Origin of the sequence: Pseudonocardia sp. Ae505_Ps2, assembly GCF_001932425.1 — a bacterium.
GTDB lineage: Bacteria > Actinomycetota > Actinomycetes > Mycobacteriales > Pseudonocardiaceae > Pseudonocardia.
In genome coordinates this window covers 905,743-922,733 of sequence record NZ_MCIP01000001.1, presented here as the reverse complement: position 1 = coordinate 922,733, position 16,991 = coordinate 905,743, and the positions used below count along the sequence as shown (strand labels likewise).

The following is a 16,991-nucleotide window of genomic DNA, read 5'->3' as shown; positions in this document are numbered from 1 at the left end:
GGGCAGGTGCGGGTGTCGACCGGCCACGCCCGGGGATGGAAGGCTCCCGCAGGTGACCGTCGCCCGGACCGACCCCGACCGCCCGTCCACCGGGGAACCGGCCGGCCCGGCGGACCGCAGGCTCCCGGACGGCTTCCGGGTCGTGCTCGACCGGCGCACCCGACGGCTCGACGGCGGGGCGGCCCTGCTCGGCGGCGCCCCGCCCCGGCTGGTGCACCTGTCCGCGCGGGCCCGCGCGCTGCTGCCCGCCCCCGGGCGCCCGCTGGTCGTCACCGGCCCCACCGAGCGGTCCCTGGCCCGCACCCTGCTCGACGCCGGGCTCGCCCACCCCCTCACCGACGCACCGGCCGGGGTCACCGCGGCCGAGGTCACCGTCGTCGTCCCGGTGAAGGACCGCCCGCTGGACCGGCTCCTCGCCGCGCTGGCCGGGACCGGGGTGGCCGGCCCGATCGTCGTCGACGACGGGTCCGCCGACCCGGCACCGCTGCGCCGCGCCGTCGAGCGGGTCGGGGGGACCGTGCTGCGGCACGCCACCCCGCGCGGCCCGGCAGCCGCCCGCAACGCCGGCCTGGCCGCCGCGACCACCCCGTTCGTGGTGTTCCTCGACTCCGACGTCGTCCCCGAACCCGGCTGGCTGCCCCCACTGCTCGCCCACCTCGCCGACCCCGCGGTCGGCCTCGTCGCACCGCGGATCGTGGCGCTGGACCCGGAGCGGGGCGGTGGGCTGCGCGGGGCCGTCGGGCGCTACGAGGCGGTGCGGTCGTCGCTGGACCTGGGCCCCGACGCGGCGCTGGTCGTGCCGCGGTCCCGGGTCGCCTACGTGCCGAGCGCGGCGATGCTCGTGCGGGTGTCGGCGGTCGGACCGGTCGCGTTCGACCCGCGGATGCACGTCGCCGAGGACGTCGACCTCGTCCTGCGCCTGCACGACGCCGGCTGGGCGATGCGCTTCGAGCCCGTCTCCCGCGTCGCCCACGACCACCGCACGCACCCCGGGGAGTGGTTGCGGCGCAAGGCGTTCTACGGCACCGGGGCGGCGCCGCTGGCATGCAGGCACCCCGGCGCGGTCCCGCCGCTGATCCTCTCGCCGTGGACGGCGGCGGTCTGCCTGCTCCTGCTCGTCCAGCGGCGGGGGGCGACGGCGCTCGCCGCCGTCGTCACCGGCGTCGCGACCGAACGGCTGTCCCGCGCGCTGCCCCGGCTCGAGCGGCCGCGGCGCGGTGCGGCGCTGCTCACCGCGCTCGGCCTGTCCGGGGCGCTGTGGCAGACGGCGTCGGCGCTGACCCGGCACTTCTGGCCGGTCGCCGCCCTCGGCTGCCTGGTGTCGCGCCGGGCCCGCCGCGCGGTCGTCGTGGCGGCGCTGGCGGAGGGGCTGGCCGACTGGTGGCGCCACCGCGACCGTGACCCGCGGGTCCGCACCGGACCGCTGCTGCACCTGCTGGCGCACCGACTCGACGACCTCGCCTACGGGGCGGGTCTGTGGTGGGGGGCGGTCGAGCACCGGACCGCCGCCCCGCTGCGTCCGGCCGGCCCTGGCGCCCGACGTTGACACAGGTTAGGCTTCCCTGACCTGCGACGTGGAACCACTCCGTCCGGGCTGGTCTGAACGGGTGATTCGTGTTGCGTCACGGATCCGTTTCTGCGGGCGGCTCTCGCCTGCGTTCTCCGCGCCTGCGGTTGCGCGCGACAGGCTGTCGCCGTGACGTCGGCGACACGCCATCCGACCTCCGCTCCTCCCGCTCCGGGCTCCTTGCACCCCAGGAAGATCGGGAGTGTGATGTGGGCGCCGCCACACGAGACGTGCGGCAACTTTTCCGGGCGCGCCGGCGTGGTCGCGAGTCAGGCGACGGCGAACGGCGTTCCTCGGACGGAGTCCCCGGTCAGACCCCCGCGCTTCGGAGCGTGCGTGGTCGCGTACGAGGAGTGAGAGTTCATGACAGAGGTCCGGGTCACCGTCGACGGCGTGAACTACGCCGACGACGTCGAGCCCCGCATGTTGCTCGCGCAGTACCTGAGGGAGACGCTGGGCAAGACGGGGACGCTGATCGGCTGCGACACCAGCAACTGCGGTGCCTGCACGGTTCATCTCAACGGACAGAGCGTGAAGTCCTGTTCGGTGCTCGCGGTCCAGGCCGACGGCGCCGAGGTCACCACCATCGAGGGCCTCGCCCGCGACGGTCAGCTGCACCCGGTGCAGGAGGCCTTCCGCGAGTGTCACGGTCTGCAGTGCGGGTACTGCACGCCGGGAATGATCATGGCTGCGGTGGACCTGCTCGGGGACAACCCCGACCCGTCCGAGCAGGAGGTCCGCGAGGGCATCGAGGGCAACCTCTGCCGCTGCACGGGCTACCAGAACATCGTGCGCGCCGTGCAGACCGCGGCGAAGAACATGAAGCCGGGAGTCGCCGCTGCGCCCTCCGGCCAGGCCGCCCCGGTCGCGGGAGGTAACTGACGTGACGACGACCGCCGAACCCACCACGACCGGCGAGATCGGCAAGGCCCGGGTCCGCAAGGAGGACCAGCGCCTCATCACCGGCCGGTCCCGCTACACCGACTCCATCACCCCTCCGGGCACCGTCCACATCGCCGTCGTCCGCTCGACGATCGCGCGGGCGACCATCACCTCGATCGACAAGTCCGAGGCCGAGAAGGCCCCGGGTGTGTTCGGCGTCTACACCGCGGCCGACCTCGGTGCGGAGGAGGTCGGCATGCCCTGCGCGTGGCCGATCACCCCGGACCAGAAGGCCCCGCAGCGCCCGGTGCTCGCCGTCGGCCGCGTCAACTTCTCCGGTGAGGGCGTCGCCGTCGTCGTCGCCCGGTCGGCCGCCGCCGCGCGCGACGCCGCCGAACTCGTCGAGGTCGACTACGAGCCGCTCGAGCCGGTCCTCGACATGGAGACCGCCGCGCAGGACGGCGCCGAGCTGGTCCACCCGGACCTCGGCACCAACGTCTCCGCGACCTGGGTGTTCGACTCCGCCGCGGCCGGCACCGGTGCCGACGTGGCCGAGGCCATCAAGGCCGCCGAGGCCGACAGCGACTCCGTCGTCGTCCGTCGCCGCTTCCGTCAGCAGCGCCTGATCCCCGCGTTCATGGAGCCCCGCTCCTGCGTCGTGGACCCGACCGGCGAGCAGCTGACGATCTGGGCTGCGACCCAGGTGCCGCACATCCTGCGCACCATGACCACGGTGACCCTCGGGGTGCCGGAGTCCAAGCTGCGCGTCATCGCCCCCGACGTGGGCGGCGGCTTCGGCGGCAAGATCGGTGTGCTGCCCGAGGAGATGCTCTGCGTCCTGCTGGCGCAGAAGCTGGGCAAGCCGGTCAAGTGGACCGAGACCCGCAGCGAGTGCATGCTCACCGCGCACCACGCCCGGGACCAGATCCAGGACCTCGTGATGACCGCCAAGAAGGACGGCACCATCACCGGGTTCGACGTCCACCTCTACGCCGACATGGGTGCCTACCTGGGCCTGGTCGGGCCGGGTGTGCCGATCCTCGGCGCGTTCATGTTCAACGCGATCTACAAGATCCCCGCGCTGAAGTTCACCTGCTCCAACGTCTTCACCAACAAGACGCTGACCGACGCCTACCGCGGTGCCGGCCGTCCCGAGGCGACCTTCGCCGTCGAGCGCATGCTCGACGAGCTGGCCGTCGAGCTCGGCCGCGACCCGATGGAGCTGCGCGAGCAGAACTGGATCAAGCACGAGGAGTTCCCGTTCACGACGGTCGTGGGCCTGACCTACGACACCGGCAACTACGAGCAGGCCACCCAGCGCGCGATGGAGCTGTTCGACTACGCCGGTCTGCGCCGTGAGCAGGAGGAGCGCCGGAAGAACAACGACCCGGTCCAGCTGGGCATCGGCATCTCGACCTTCACCGAGATGTGCGGTCTCGCCCCGTCCCGGGTGCTCGGCTCGCTGGACTACGGCGCCGGCGGCTGGGAGGCCGCGAGCATCCGGATGCTCGCCACCGGCAAGGTCGAGGTCACCACCGGTGCCTCCGCCCACGGCCAGGGCCACGAGACGGCGTTCTCGCAGATCGTCGCGGACAAGCTGGGCGTCGCGTTCGAGGACGTCGAGATCCTGCACGGCGACACCCAGGTGGCGCCGAAGGGCCTCGACACCTACGGCTCGCGCTCGCTGGTCGTCGGCGGTGTCGCGATCGTCAACGCCGCGGACAAGGTCATCGAGAAGGCGAAGAAGATCGCCGCGCACCTGCTCGAGGCCTCCGAGGACGACCTGGAGTTCGCGAACGGCCAGTTCACGGTCAAGGGCACCGACAAGGGCAAGGCCATCCAGGAGATCGCGTTCGCCGCGTTCATGGCGCACGACTACCCGGAGGGCATGGAGCCGTCGCTGGACTCCGACGCCGTGTTCGACCCGGAGAACTTCTCCTACCCGCACGGCACGCACCTGGCGGCCATCGAGGTCGACACCGACACCGGCCGGGTCACGCTGCGCAAGTACGTCTGCGTCGACGACATCGGCAACGTCATCAACCCGCTGATCGTCGAGGGGCAGGTGCACGGCGGTCTCGCCCAGGGCATCGCGCAGGCCCTGTTCGAGGAGGCGAACTACGACGACCAGGGCACCCTGGTCAACGCCACGTTCGTCGACTACACGATCCCGTCCGCGGCGGACCTGCCGAGCTTCACCACCGAGACGGTCTCCACCCCGGCGACGTCCAACCCGCTCGGTGTGAAGGGCGTCGGCGAGGCGGGCACCATCGCCTCGACCCCGGCCATCCTCAACGGTGTGCTGGACGCGGTGCGCCACCTCGGCGTCGACGAGATCGAGATGCCGACCACCTCGCAGCGCGTATGGCGGGCCCTGCAGGTCGCCAAGGGCAGGAACCCGCAGGAGACCCCGAGCGACGTCCACGCCCCCGGCGCCGGCCTCGGCTCCATCGACCCGAACAACCCCAAGGGAGAGGTCCAGTGATCCCGGCGAAGTTCGACTACGTCCGGCCCTCCTCGGTCGAGGAGGCCGTGACGGCCCTGCAGTCGGCCGGTGAGGACGCCAAGATCCTCGCGGGCGGCCAGAGCCTGCTGCCGGTGCTGCGTCTGCGGATGGCCGCGCCGAGCACGATCATCGACCTCGGGGGCATCCCCGAGCTCAAGCGGATCGGCGAGGACGACCAGTACGTCATGGTCGGCGCGATGGCCACCCACCACGAGGTCATGCGCAACGACCTGGTGAACACCCACGTCGAGCTGATCGCCCGGGCCACCGAGACCGTCGCGGACCCGCAGGTCCGCCACCGCGGCACGCTGGGCGGTGCGCTCGCGCACGCCGACCCGGCCGGTGACCTCGGTGCGGCCGCGCTGGCCCTGGACGCCGAGTTCGTCATCCTCGGCTCCGGCGGGACCCGCCTGGTCACGGCGAAGGACTTCTTCCAGGACTACTTCACGACCGCCATCGGCGAGGGCGAGATCCTCACCATGATCCGGTTCCCGAAGTACACCGGCTGGAAGAGCCACTACGAGAAGTTCAACCGGGTCGCCCAGGCGTGGTCGATGGTGGCCGTCGCCGTCGCGCTGAAGGTGGACGGCGGGACCATCACCGAGGCCCGCGTCGGACTCACCAACATGGGCAGCACGCCGATCCGGGCGACCGGTGTCGAGCAGGCCCTGGTGGGCAAGTCCGCCGGTCCGGACGTCGCGAAGGCCGCGGCGGAGCACGCCCTGGAGGGCACCTCCGCTCCGAGTGACGCCGACGCCGCCGCCGACTACCGTGAGCACCTGGCGAAGGTGCTCACCGGTCGTGCGGTGCTGGCCGCCGCCGGCTGACGAACCAGAAGCACGCCGACGCCGGCGCCGGTTCCGGGGTTCCCGGACCGGCGCCGGTGTTCGTTCGAGGAGGCTTGGAAGACACATGCAGCTGGAGAACAAGTTCACGATCGCCGCGCCGATCGAGGACGCCTGGAAGGCGCTCAACGACCCGGAGCTCATCGCGCCGTGCTTCCCCGGGGCGACCCTCACCGAGTACGAGGGCGACTCGTTCCAGGGCACCGTCAAGGTCAAGCTCGGCCCGATCTCGCTCACCTACAAGGGCAAGGGCACCTACATCGAGCGGGACGACGCCAACCACAAGGTCGTCATCGACGCGTCCGGCCGCGACGCCCGCGGCAACGGCACGGCCAAGGCCATCGTGACCGGCACGATGGTCGCCGACGGCCCGGACAAGACCTCGGTCACGATGGTCACCGACATGACCGTCACCGGTCGTCCGGCGCAGTTCGGCCGGGGTGTCATCTCCGACGTCGCCGACAAGATCATCGGCCAGTTCTCGAGCTGCGTCGCGGACAAGCTGACCGGGCCCGGCGGGGCGTCGTCCAACGGTGCCGGCCCGAAGCACGCGGCCGACGAGACCAGCCCGATCCCGGCGGTCCCGCCGGCTCCGGGTGAGCAGGCCGCTCCCACACCGGTGAAGCGCCCCTACCAGCCGCAGAGCAGCCCGGTCGAGGCCATCGATCTGCTCGACTCGGCGGGTGCCCCGGTGCTCAAGCGCCTCGCGCCCGTGCTGGGCGGCATCGGTGCGCTCGTGCTGCTGTTCGTGCTGGTCAAGCGCCTGCGCGGCGACTCGAAGGGCTGAGTCCTCCGCAGGTTCTTCCGGGCCGGTGCCGCGTTCCGCGGTGCCGGCCCGTGGCGTTGCGGGGCAGGATGGTGCCGTGCGAGCGGGTGAGCGGAACGGGCTGACCGACGTCGAGGGCCTGCGGGTCGGGCACGCGGCGGTGAGCGGGCCGGGCGCCCGCAGCGGGACGACGGTGGTGCTGGCCCCGCCGGGCGGCGCGGTCGCGGGTGTCGACGTGCGCGGCGCCGCGCCCGGCACCCGGGAGACCGACCTGCTCGACCCGGTCGCGACGGTCCAGCGGGTGCACGCCGTCACCCTGTCCGGGGGCAGCGCGTTCGGTCTCGACGCCGCCTCCGGGGTGATGGCCCGGCTGGAGCGCGACGGCGAGGGCTTCCCCGTGCCCGGCGCCGTCGTGCCGATCGTGCCGGCCGCGGTGGTGTTCGACCTCGGCCGCGGTGGCGACGTCCGCGTCCGCCCGACCGCCGACACCGGTGCGGCCGCCTACGACGATGCGCACGCCGGGCCGGTCGTCCAGGGCTCGGTCGGGGCGGGCACCGGCGCGGTGTCCGGCGGGCTGCGCGGCGGCGTCGGCTCGGCGTCGGCGGTGCTGACCGAGGGCTCCGCCGCCGGGACGACGATCGCGGCCCTGGTCGTGCTCAACTCGGGCGGTGCGGCTGCGGACCCGGCCACCGGTGCGGTGTACGGCGCCCGGCACGGTCTTCCCGGCGAGTTCACCGTCGGGGTGGCTCCGGCCCTCGCTCCGCCGGAGCGGCTCGCGGAGCTGTACGCGGGGCACGAGAGCCCGCTGGGGACGGCGACGACGTTGGTCGTCGTCGGCACCGACGCCGCCCTGGACAAGGTCGGCTGCACCCGGCTGGCCACGATGGCGCACGACGGCCTGGCCCGGTCGATCTCCCCGGTGCACACGATCCGCGACGGCGACTGCGCGTTCGCGCTGGCCACGGGAACGCGGTCCGCGCCGGACGCGACCGGGGTGTTCGCGTTGCAGGCGGCCGCGGCGGAGGTGACGGCGCGGGCCGTGGCGCACGCCCTGCTCGCGGCGGAGGCGGCGCCGGACCGGCCGTCGTACTCGTCGCTCGTGGCGGGTCGGTGAGCGCGCCGAACCCGTGGCTGGGCCGCCCGCGTGCGCCGCGCCCGCCTCCCGCGCCGGACCCGGACGCGGTGCGTCTGGTGGGGCTGCCCCGGCGGCGGGCCGCGGCCCGGGCGGTGAACGACGTGGTGCGGGGCGTGGACGTGCGCGCGTTCGGCGAAGGCTGGACCGTGTCGTTCCTCAGCGGCTACTACACGCTGTGCCACACCCTCGACGAGCTGCTCGACGCCGTCGCCCCGTCCGGGGAGCGGGAGCTGCTGCGGTCGACCGTGCTGGCCGCGGCCGACGGGAGCGCGGGCCGGGACTGACCGGCCCGGCGCTCGGACGCCGCCACCCCGGCCGGCGGTGCGGTCGGGACGGCGGCACCGTGCCGCGCCGGGTGCGGTCGGGTCAGTCGTCGTCGCGGTCGTCGTTCCGGTGGTCGTCGGACTGGTCGTCGCGGTCGTGGTCGAGGACCTGGCCGGTGGCGGCGTCGATGTCGATGTCGTGCTCGATGGTGCCGTTCAGGACCTCGACCTCCCAGTGGTCCCGGTCGTCGTCGCCGGCGTCGCGGTCGTCGTCCCGGTCGTCCCGGTCGTCCCGGTCGTCGCTGTCGAACTCGACCTTCGTGACACGGCCCCCGCCCGCGGCGGCCAGGGCGGCACGCTCGGCGGCGGCGCGGTCGACCGCTGGCGCGGGGGGCGCAGGAGCGGCGGTCGTCGGCGCGGTGGCGTCGGTGCGGGGCAGCTCCGGGGGCAGCAGGTCGGCGGTGCGCGCGATCGCGGCGCCGGTCGGGACGACGGCGAGCTCGTCGGGGGCACCACCCGCCCCGAATGCGAGGGCGGTGCCCCCGCCGACGAGCAGGAGGCCGGTGGCGGCGACGGCGGCAACGGTGAGCGGGGTACGCACGATGATCTTCCTCCGGGGGTTTCGGCTGGTCCGGGTCGGTGCGACCCGGTGACGGTGGGAACTGTGCCGTCGCCGTCCCCAAGGTCGCGCTGCGTGAGCCCTAAGGCGGCGTTAGGGCCCGGAGCGGTCGAACTACAGTCGTCGGGGTGTCGACCATCAGCCCGGACGAGGGAGTGGCGCGCCGGCTGAAGGCCCTGGCCTGCACGGCGCCGCTGCACGACCTCGACGCCCGCAAGGGGCGGCTCGACTGGGACGCGACCGGCTACCAGATGGCCGAGATCGGGCTGCAGGCGATCGACCAGGTCACCCTGGCCATGGACTTCGACCACGGTGCGGACCACGCGGAGGTCGTCCGGCGGCTGCTGCCGTTCGTCGGCGCGCAGGTGCCGGGGGCCCCGCGGTCGGAGTACGTCCGCGTCGCACAGTGGGTGATCGACAACCTGATCAACGTGGGGTCGATCGACCGCGGGTTCGCCGTGGAGTACGGAACGACCGACGACGAGGGGCACTACGTGCGTCGCCGGTTCGACTTCAAGCTGCTCGTCGAGGTCGCCGCCCCGGACGGCGGGATCTACCTGCGTGCCTCGGACGAGGCGATCAACGTGCTGGTCGGGGCGCTGGACACCGACGTCGAGTCGGCCCAGGAGGCGGCCGAGACGAAGCTGGAGACGCTGATCGTCCGCGGTCGTCTCGGCGACGCCCGGCTGGCGGCCGAGCAGGCCCGCTACCGGACCGTGCAGTACGCGGAGTCGTTGCGGCGCAAGCTGGAGGCCACCCGCCGCGACGTCCGGTCGGTGGACTGGCTGGACGCGGTCCCGCAGCTGCTCGACGAGGCACTGACCCACATCGAGTCCCGCTACCGCGCCGAGACGATGATCAAGGCGAACATCGCCGACGCCCGCGACGAGGCCACCGAGCCGGGGCGCCGCCGGCAGGCCGCGGAGCTGGTGACCGTCGTCGACGACTGCATCCAGCGGCACACCCAGCTGCAGGCGCGGTTGCAGGAGGCGGGGGCCGCGTTCCGCGCCGAGCAGGATCGCCAGCAGTTCTCCGGGAAGCCGAAGCGGGCCGCCGTCGACGTGTTCGGGCAGCTCCTGCGGCCGTCGTTGGCGCTGACCGTCGAGGCGGCGCACGACCCGGTGACCGGCTACTTCGCGGCCGGGGCCGGTGTGCGCAACCCGTCGGTGCCGAGCCTGGGCGGGCTGGTCGAGACGTTGCTGACGCCGCCGAGCGACCGGGACCCGTTCGGCGCCGAGGTGCCCGAGCCGGAGCTCGCCCCGCAGCCGCGCGAGCGGTTCGGGGTGGAGACGTGGGCTGCCGCCGACGCCGTGCTGCCCGACGAGATCGAGCACCCGGTGCGGCTGTCCGCGGCGCTCGCGGCGGCCCGCGCCGCCGGGGCGGACCTGCCGCAGCTGGTCGCGCTGCGGGCGGTGCACGCCGTCGGGACGGCGGTGGCCACGGCCCGGACCCAGGGCGACCCGTCGGTGCTGGTCGCCGTCGACGACGGGACGGTCCTCGACGACCCCGAGTTCGGCGGCGCCGACCTGCTGCTGGCGCGGGCCGGTGTGCTGGGTGGACAGACGAACCGACGGACGGCGCAGACATGAGTGACACCGAGACCGCGGCCCGCCTGGTCGGCTACGGCATGCGACCCAAGGCGCTGCCCGGACGCGACCCCGACTACGCCGACCTGGTCCGCCGCTACCGGGAGGACGACGAGTTCCGCACGACCGTGCAGCGCGTAGCCTCCGGCCTCGGCCTGGTCGTGCTCGCCGTCGACACCGGACCGGGCATCGTCCTCGCCGCGACCGAGGGCTCGGTCTTCGAGATCCGGATGGACGAGTACGCCCGCCGCACCGCCCTGGCCAACCGCGGCGCGGACAAGGTCCTGCACGGCATCGCGCACCTCGCCGTCGCCGCGCTGGCCTTCCCCCGCCCCGACGACCTCGGCGACGACTCCTACGTCGGCCGGGTCTCGGTGGAGCTCGTCGACGGCGCCGTCCGCGAGGCCTGCCGGGTGCTGAACGAGCGTGCCGCGGGTCCCGCCGACCCCGAGTCCGACGCCCCGCAGCTCGAGGAGGTCTGGCGGGTCTGGCAGCGCCGTCCGGAGGCCACCGCGACCAAGGACGGCCGGGTCGGGGAGTCCACCACCCGCGGGATCGTCGGCAAGGCCCTGCGGTTCCTCGCCGACCAGGGCTTCCTCGTGCCGGTCGGGGCGGAGGGCGCCTACCGGACGACGCCGCGCTACCAGGTGCAGGTGCGGGAGCTCGCCGCCCAGCGGGCCTTCGACGAGCTGCTGGCCCTGAACGTCCTGCCCGCCGCGACCGCCGCCGGGACCCTGGTGACCGAGCACGACGGGGTGTTCGACCCGCCGGGCGCCGGTGCGGAGGGCACGGCCGGGCCGTCCGGGCCGGCGGAGTCCGCCGAACCGTCGCCCGCTGCACGGGGTGGCGGCCCGGCCGGTGCCTTCGACGGCGCCGGTGGCCCCGAACGCGCCGGTGGCGCCGAACGGGCCGGTGTCCTCGACGGCGCCGGTGATCCCGACGGCTTCGACGGAACGGGTGTCCCGCAGGAATTCGCTTACCGGGTAAGCGAATTCGGCCGGGAGGGTGCCGGGGGAGACGGAGTGGTGGCGGATGGCGCACCGGGAGGTGCCGATGCGGGAGGTGCCGGTGCGGAACTCGCTTACCCGGTAAGCGACTCCGCACAGGAGGGGGTCCCGGTCGGGGACACGGATGCCGGCCCGACAGCGCATGCCGGCGCGACGGACGAGCCCGGCCCGACGGATCGGGCGGACCCTCCGGCGACCGACGAACCCACGGAGGCACGCGATGTATGAGCTGACCCGCGTCCGCCTGTTCTCCGGCGGGCCGACCGCCGCGCGCTACCAGGACGTCGCGCTCGACCTGCGGGGCGTCGGAGCCCCGGTGAAGGTCGCCGTGCAGGAGGACCTGTTCGCCCCGGACGCGCTGGACCGCACGACACCGCGGCGGCCGTCGCCGGCGTCGGTGCTGTTCCTGGAGAACGGTGGCGGCAAGTCCGTCCTGCTCAAGCTGATCTTCTCGGTGCTGCTGCCGGGGCGGCGTCAGGTCGTCGGCACCACCAGCACCACGGTGCTGGAGAACTTCGTGCTCGCCGAGGACGTGGCGCACGTCGTCTGCGAGTGGATGCACGTCGGCACCGGGCGGCTCCTGGTCACCGGGAAGGTGTCGGAGTGGCGCGGGCACGTCGCCTCCACCGATCCGGAGAAGCTGGCCGACGCGTGGTACTCCTTCCGGCCGGTCCCCGGGATGGGGCTCGACGACCTGCCGTTCACCCACGACGGCCGCAGGGTCACCCTGGCCGCGTTCCGGGAGCGTCTGCAGACCGCGCACCGCGAGTACCCCGACGCCGAGCTCGCCTGGGAGACCGGGCACCGGGACTGGACGCGTCACCTCGTCGACGTCGGGCTGGACCCGGAGCTGTTCCGCTACCAGCGCGCCATGAACGCCGGCGAGGGCGAGGCCGCCGAGGCGTTCTCGTTCTCCTCCGACGAGGCGTTCGTCGACTTCCTCCTGCGGGCGGTGCTCGACCCGGCGGAGCCGCAGAACGTCGCCGAGCTCGTCGCCGGGTACGCCGACCGGCTCGCCCAGCGCGAGGAGCTGGAGACCGAGCGGGAGTTCGTCGACGGCACGCTGTCCCGGCTGGAGCCGATGGTCGAGGCCGAGGCCGAGGCCACCGCGACCGCGGCCCGCGACACCGAGACCGCAGCGCGCGCCGAGCTGGCGGCGACCGCGTCGCGGATCGCGGCCCGCCGGGTCGCCGAGGAGGCCCGCTCGGTGACCGCCGCCGAGGAGGCCGCCGGCGCCGTCGAGGCCGAGCAGTCCGCGGCCCGTGCGGCGGAGCGGCTGCAGGACACCGTCGGTGAGCTGCGCAGACTCACCGCGGTGCTCACCGTCGAGGCCGCGGAGCGGATCGCGGCCGAGGCGACCCGCGAGCGCGACGACGCGTCGGCCGTGTCGATGGCCCGCGACGCCGTCGAACCGGTGCTGGCGCACCGCGTCGCCGCCGCCGAGGCCGCGCGGCTGCGCGCCCGCGTCGAGGAGGAGGAGCAGAAGTCCCGGCCCGCGCTCGCGGCCCGGCAGGACGCGGCCCGTGCCCTCGCGGCCGCGCTGGCCCGCGTCGCCGCGGAGGCCGACGCCGCCGCGGACGCCGCGGAGACCCGCCGCGCCGACGCCGAGGAGCGCGCGGCGGCCGCCCGTCGCGAGCAGGTCACCCGCACCGCGGACGCCGCCCGTGCCGAGAGCGCGGCCGGCGCCGCCCGCGAGGCCCTCGACGAGCTCGAGACCCGGGTCGCGGCCGCCGTCGAGGCGGGGCACCTGAAGGCGGGCTCGACCGCCGCCGACGTCGAGGACGAGGCGGCGGCTGCCCGGATCGACGCCGAGCGGTGCGCCGCCGCGCTCGCCGAGGCCGACACCGCCGCCGCGGCGATCCGCGAGGAGCGCCGGGCCGCCGAGACCCGCCGCACCGCGGCACAGGACGCGGCGGCCGCCGCCCGCGCCGACGCCGCGACCGCCGAGGCCGCACGATCCGCGGCGGAGGCCGAGGCCGTCGCGCTCGCCGGGGAGACCCGACCCGCGGAGCTGCTCGGGCTCGACGAGATCCGTCCGGACACCGACGCGGGCCTCGTCGTCGACACCCTGACCACCGCGATCCGCGGCGCCGAGCGGGAACGGACGACCCTGCACGGCGACCAGCGCCGCGACGAACGCGCGCTCGCCGCGCTCGGCGACGGCGGCCTGCTGCCCGACCCGCCCGAGATCGAGGACGTCCTCGCGGTGCTGGAGTCCGCCGGGATCACGGCCTGGTCCGGGCGTCGCTACCTGGCGAAGCTGCCCGCCCCCGACCGGGAGACCGTGCTGGCGCGGCTGCCGCACCTGGCCGGCGGAGTACTGCTCAACGACGCGCGCGACGCCGAGCGGGCCCGCACCCGGCTGGACTCCGCGCGGCTGCTGCCGGCCTGCCTGGTCGCGGTCGGCACCACCGCCGCGCTGCGCGCCGACGCCGACCCGGCGCCCGGGATCGACTTCGTCGTGCCGCCCAACCCGGCCCTGCACGACGAGGAGGCCGCCGAGCAGGTCCGGGTCCGCCTCGTCGCCGAGACCACCGAGCGCGCCGCCCGGCTCGCCGAGCTGGAGACCGTCCTCGACGACGACCGCAGGCTGCGGGACCGGTTCGCCGCGCTGCGCGACCGTCGTCCCACCCTCGCCGACCTCACCGAGGCCGCCGAGATCGCCGAGGCCGCACGGGCCGCGGCCGTCGCCGAGCACGAGGCGACCCGCGCCGCGGTCGAGGACCTCGACGAGCGCGCCGACCGGCTCGCCGCCGACCGGCCCGGCCTGGAACGGACCGCCGGGGACACGCGTCGCCGGGCGGACGCGCTGGCCGCGCTGCGCACCGAGCTCTCCCGCCGGGCGACGCACGAGGAGCGGATCCGCACCGGGGAGGCCGACGCCCCGCGGGCCCGCGAGGAGGCCGACGCCGCCGGGACCACCGCCGACCGCGCCGCTCGCGAGGCCGCCGACGCCCAGCAGACCCGCGATCGGCAGCGCGGCATCGGCACCACCCTGCGCGACGAGGCCGCGGCGCTCCCGGTCTCCCCCGAGGAGATCGGCGACCCGACCGCGGAGCCGGACGGGGCCCCCGAGGGATCGCTGGCCGAGCTGCGCGAGGAGTTCCAGCGGGCCCGCGACGCCTACGCCTCGGCCGCCGTCGACACCGACCTGCACGGTGCGCTGGAGCGGGCCGAGGCCGACGCGCGGGAGCGCCGGATCGCCGTCGACGGGCTGCCGCGCACCGTCGTCGAGGCCGCGACGGCGTTCCTGCACACCCCCGACGGCGCCGACGCCGCCAGCCGTCGCGCCGCCGCGGAGCAGGCCAGGGCCGCCTACGACGAGGCCGAACGCCGCCGCGCCGACGCCGCGACGGAGCTGGCCGTCGCCCGTCGCGAGCTGGAGCGGTTCACCGGCGGCGAGCGGCCGATCGACCACGGTGCCGAGGGGCGCTCCGCGGACTGCGCGCCCTACGACGCGCCCCGCGACGCCGAGCACGGCCGTGAGCTGGTCGCCCGCGCCGCGGCGGACCTGGACGCGGCGGGCACGGAGCTGGAACGCCGTCGTCGGGCCCGGGCCGCCGCCGAGGACGCCCACCGCACCGCCACCGACCTCGCCCGCGGGTTCGGGCTGGTCGTGTCCTCGTTGGACGAGACGCCCGAGCCGTCCGGGGTGCCGTTCGACGGCGACGTCGAAGCCGCGCAGGCCGCGCTCAAGCGCCACCAGAACGCCGTCCGGGACGCGGCGGGGGAGCGGACGCGGGCCGAGAAGAAGGTCCGCGAGGGGGTCGACGCCGTCGCCCGCTTCGCGCAGGACCCGCGGTTCGCGACCCTCACCTCCCCGGTGCACCGTCACATCGCCGGCGTCGACCGGTCGGAGATGCCGGGCCTCGCCGCGGAGTGGATCGCGGCGCTGCGCCCGCGGCTGCGGTCCCTCGACGACGACCTCGGCAACATCGAGCGGCACCGCTCCGGGATCGTCACCCGGCTGTCCGGGATGGTCGGCGAGGCGCTGCGCACGGTGCGCCTCGCCCAGCGGCTGTCCCAGCTGCCCGAGGGCCTCGGCGACTGGTCGGGCCAGCAGTTCCTGCGGATCCGGTTCGAGGAGCTGCCCGACGCGGCGCTGCGCCACGAGCTCGGCGCCGTCGTCGACCGCACCGCGACCGGCATGGCGGGCGGCAAGGCCAAGGACCGGCGCGACGGCATGTCCATGCTGCTGCGCGGGGTCAGGGCGGCGATGCCGAAGGGTGTCCGGGTCGAGATGCTCAAGCCCGACGCCGTGCTGCGAACCGAGCGGCTGCGCGTCTCCGCGATCAAGGACGTGTTCTCCGGCGGGCAGCAGCTGACCGCGGCGATCGTCCTGTACTGCACGATGGCGGCGCTGCGGGCGCACCAGCGCGGGCAGGGCAGGCGGGCGCACGCGGGCGTGCTGTTCCTCGACAACCCGATCGGGCGCGCGTCGGCGGGCTACCTGCTGGAGCTGCAGTTCGGCGTCGCGCAGGCACTCGGGGTGCAGCTGGTCTACACGACCGGGCTGTTCGACGCGGGCGCGCTGTCGTCGTTCCCGCTGCTCGTGCGGCTCCGCAACGACGCCGACCTGCGCGCGGGACGCAAGTACCTGTCCGTCGACGAGCGGGTCACCCGGTCGGTGCCCGACGCCGACGCCCCCGGCGGCCGGATCACCGCGGCGCGGGTCTACCGGCGCCCCGAGGCCGTGGTCCCCGCCGGCGCACGCAACGGCGGGGCAGGCCGCGCCGGCGCAGGCGACGGCGCGGGATCGGCAGGATGACCGTGCCCGGGGACGCAGGGGCTGCGCTCGGGCCGGTCGCGGAACGGCTCGCGGAGCTGCTGCGGGCCTCCGGGCGGACCCGGATCCCGCGCTCGGCGGTGCGCGCGGCCTTCCTGCGGGCCGACCCCACGATGGTCGGCAGCGTCGACACCCGGCGGAACCTGGCCGCGGTCCTGGCCGAGCTGACCGCCGCCGGGGTGATCGAGCCGACCGACCGCGCCGACGACGGCAGCCCGCCGCTGCCGAACTCGGTCCGGCTGCTGCGTACCGCCCCGGCCCCGGCGCCGCAGGACCGCACCCCGTGGCACGCCGAGCTGTCCTGGGCGGCGGACCTGCCCCGGCCGTCGCCGACGCTGCTGCAGGTCAACGAGTGGCTGTTCCGGCACGCGGCGCGGGCGGTCGAGGTCCCGCTGCGGGAGCGCGCACTGGAGATCACCGGCGACGAGAAGGCGTTCGACGGCCGCCTGCCCGGCGCGCTCTCCCTGGCGATCCTGCGGGCGCGCCGGGTCGTCCCGCCGCTGCACCGCGAGCCGCTGCCCGGGGGTGGGCCGGTGCTGCTCGTCGTCGAGAACGCCGACACGATGGACTCGCTGCTCCGGGCGCTGCGACCCGAGCCGGGTGCGGTCGGCGGGGTCGCCTGGGGCGCCGGGGACGCGTTCACCGCGTCGGTGCTCGCGCTGCGGGAGGCCCCGCCGTCGGAGGTCCGGTACTCCGCGATCCGGTACTTCGGCGACCTCGACGCGGCGGGGCTGCGGATCCCGCGCCGCGCGGGCGAGCTGGCCGTCGCCGAGGGGTTGCCGCCGGTGTGGCCAGCGACCGGGCTGTACCGGGCGCTGCTGGAGCACGGCCGTCCGGCGGCCGCGTCGAGCGTCGACCACGCCGACGTCGAGTGGCTCGATCCCGCGCTGCGCGGCCCCGTCCGCGACCTGTTCGCGTCAGGTGCACGCCTGGCCCAGGAAGCCGTCGGCGCCACCCACCTGGCCGCCACCCCGACCTGGCGCGCCGGGCTCGCCCCCGACTGAGCGCTCCCACACGGGTTCCGGTGTC

General features: G+C 75.3%; 11 protein-coding genes and 1 pseudogene. 11 read left to right on the top strand and 1 reads right to left on the bottom strand.

Annotation, left to right across the window (positions count from 1 at the left end; genetic code table 11):
- Positions 1-52: 52 nt before the first annotated feature.
- The 7 genes from mftF to Ae505Ps2_RS04180 all read left to right on the top strand — a co-directional run bounded on the left by mftF (position 53) and on the right by Ae505Ps2_RS04180 (position 7,985).
- Positions 53-1,546, top strand: a complete 1,494-nt coding sequence (mftF, locus tag Ae505Ps2_RS04210; protein WP_075309898.1) for a mycofactocin biosynthesis glycosyltransferase MftF — start codon at positions 53-55, stop codon at positions 1,544-1,546.
- A 384-nt stretch (positions 1,547-1,930) separates the two neighbouring features.
- Entirely contained in the window at positions 1,931-2,449 is a 519-nt protein-coding gene (locus Ae505Ps2_RS04205; RefSeq protein ID WP_020626510.1) for a (2Fe-2S)-binding protein, read from the top strand.
- A gap of 1 nt (position 2,450) precedes the next feature.
- On the top strand, positions 2,451-4,934 hold the full coding sequence (locus Ae505Ps2_RS04200; RefSeq protein ID WP_075309900.1) for a xanthine dehydrogenase family protein molybdopterin-binding subunit: 2,484 nt from the start codon (positions 2,451-2,453) through the stop codon (positions 4,932-4,934).
- Positions 4,931-5,782, top strand: coding sequence for a xanthine dehydrogenase family protein subunit M (locus tag Ae505Ps2_RS04195; RefSeq protein WP_075309902.1), 852 nt, complete (start codon positions 4,931-4,933; stop codon positions 5,780-5,782). The genes Ae505Ps2_RS04200 and Ae505Ps2_RS04195 overlap by 4 nt, the downstream gene beginning before the upstream one ends.
- Positions 5,783-5,867: 85 nt before the next feature.
- Positions 5,868-6,587, top strand: coding sequence for an SRPBCC family protein (locus tag Ae505Ps2_RS04190; RefSeq protein WP_075309904.1), 720 nt, complete (start codon positions 5,868-5,870; stop codon positions 6,585-6,587).
- Between the two features lie 76 nt (positions 6,588-6,663).
- Entirely contained in the window at positions 6,664-7,680 is a 1,017-nt protein-coding gene (locus tag Ae505Ps2_RS04185; RefSeq protein WP_020626514.1) for a P1 family peptidase, read from the top strand.
- Entirely contained in the window at positions 7,677-7,985 is a 309-nt protein-coding gene (locus Ae505Ps2_RS04180) for a hypothetical protein (RefSeq protein WP_020626515.1), read from the top strand. Before Ae505Ps2_RS04185 ends, Ae505Ps2_RS04180 begins: the two co-directional genes overlap by 4 nt.
- An 82-nt stretch (positions 7,986-8,067) precedes the next feature.
- Here Ae505Ps2_RS04180 and Ae505Ps2_RS04175 read toward each other — a convergent pair whose 3' ends face one another.
- Complete coding sequence (locus Ae505Ps2_RS04175; RefSeq protein ID WP_075309906.1) at positions 8,068-8,565, bottom strand: PepSY domain-containing protein; 498 nt, start codon at positions 8,563-8,565, stop codon at positions 8,068-8,070.
- A 146-nt stretch (positions 8,566-8,711) separates the two neighbouring features.
- On the opposite strand from Ae505Ps2_RS04175, the gene Ae505Ps2_RS04170 reads away from it, so the two are divergent.
- The 4 genes and pseudogenes from Ae505Ps2_RS04170 (at position 8,712) to Ae505Ps2_RS04155 (ending at position 16,966) form a co-directional block, all read left to right on the top strand.
- Positions 8,712-10,172, top strand: a complete 1,461-nt coding sequence (locus Ae505Ps2_RS04170; RefSeq protein WP_075309908.1) for a hypothetical protein — start codon at positions 8,712-8,714, stop codon at positions 10,170-10,172.
- A pseudogene (locus Ae505Ps2_RS30140) lies at positions 10,169-10,879 on the top strand (hypothetical protein); the annotation flags it as partial. The gene Ae505Ps2_RS04170 and the pseudogene Ae505Ps2_RS30140, both read left to right, overlap by 4 nt.
- 517 nt (positions 10,880-11,396) lie before the next feature.
- Positions 11,397-15,944, top strand: coding sequence for a hypothetical protein (locus tag Ae505Ps2_RS04160; protein WP_075553421.1), 4,548 nt, complete (start codon positions 11,397-11,399; stop codon positions 15,942-15,944).
- Positions 15,941-16,966, top strand: a complete 1,026-nt coding sequence (locus tag Ae505Ps2_RS04155; RefSeq protein WP_139320126.1) for a hypothetical protein — start codon at positions 15,941-15,943, stop codon at positions 16,964-16,966. Before Ae505Ps2_RS04160 ends, Ae505Ps2_RS04155 begins: the two co-directional genes overlap by 4 nt.
- Positions 16,967-16,991: the final 25 nt, after the last annotated feature.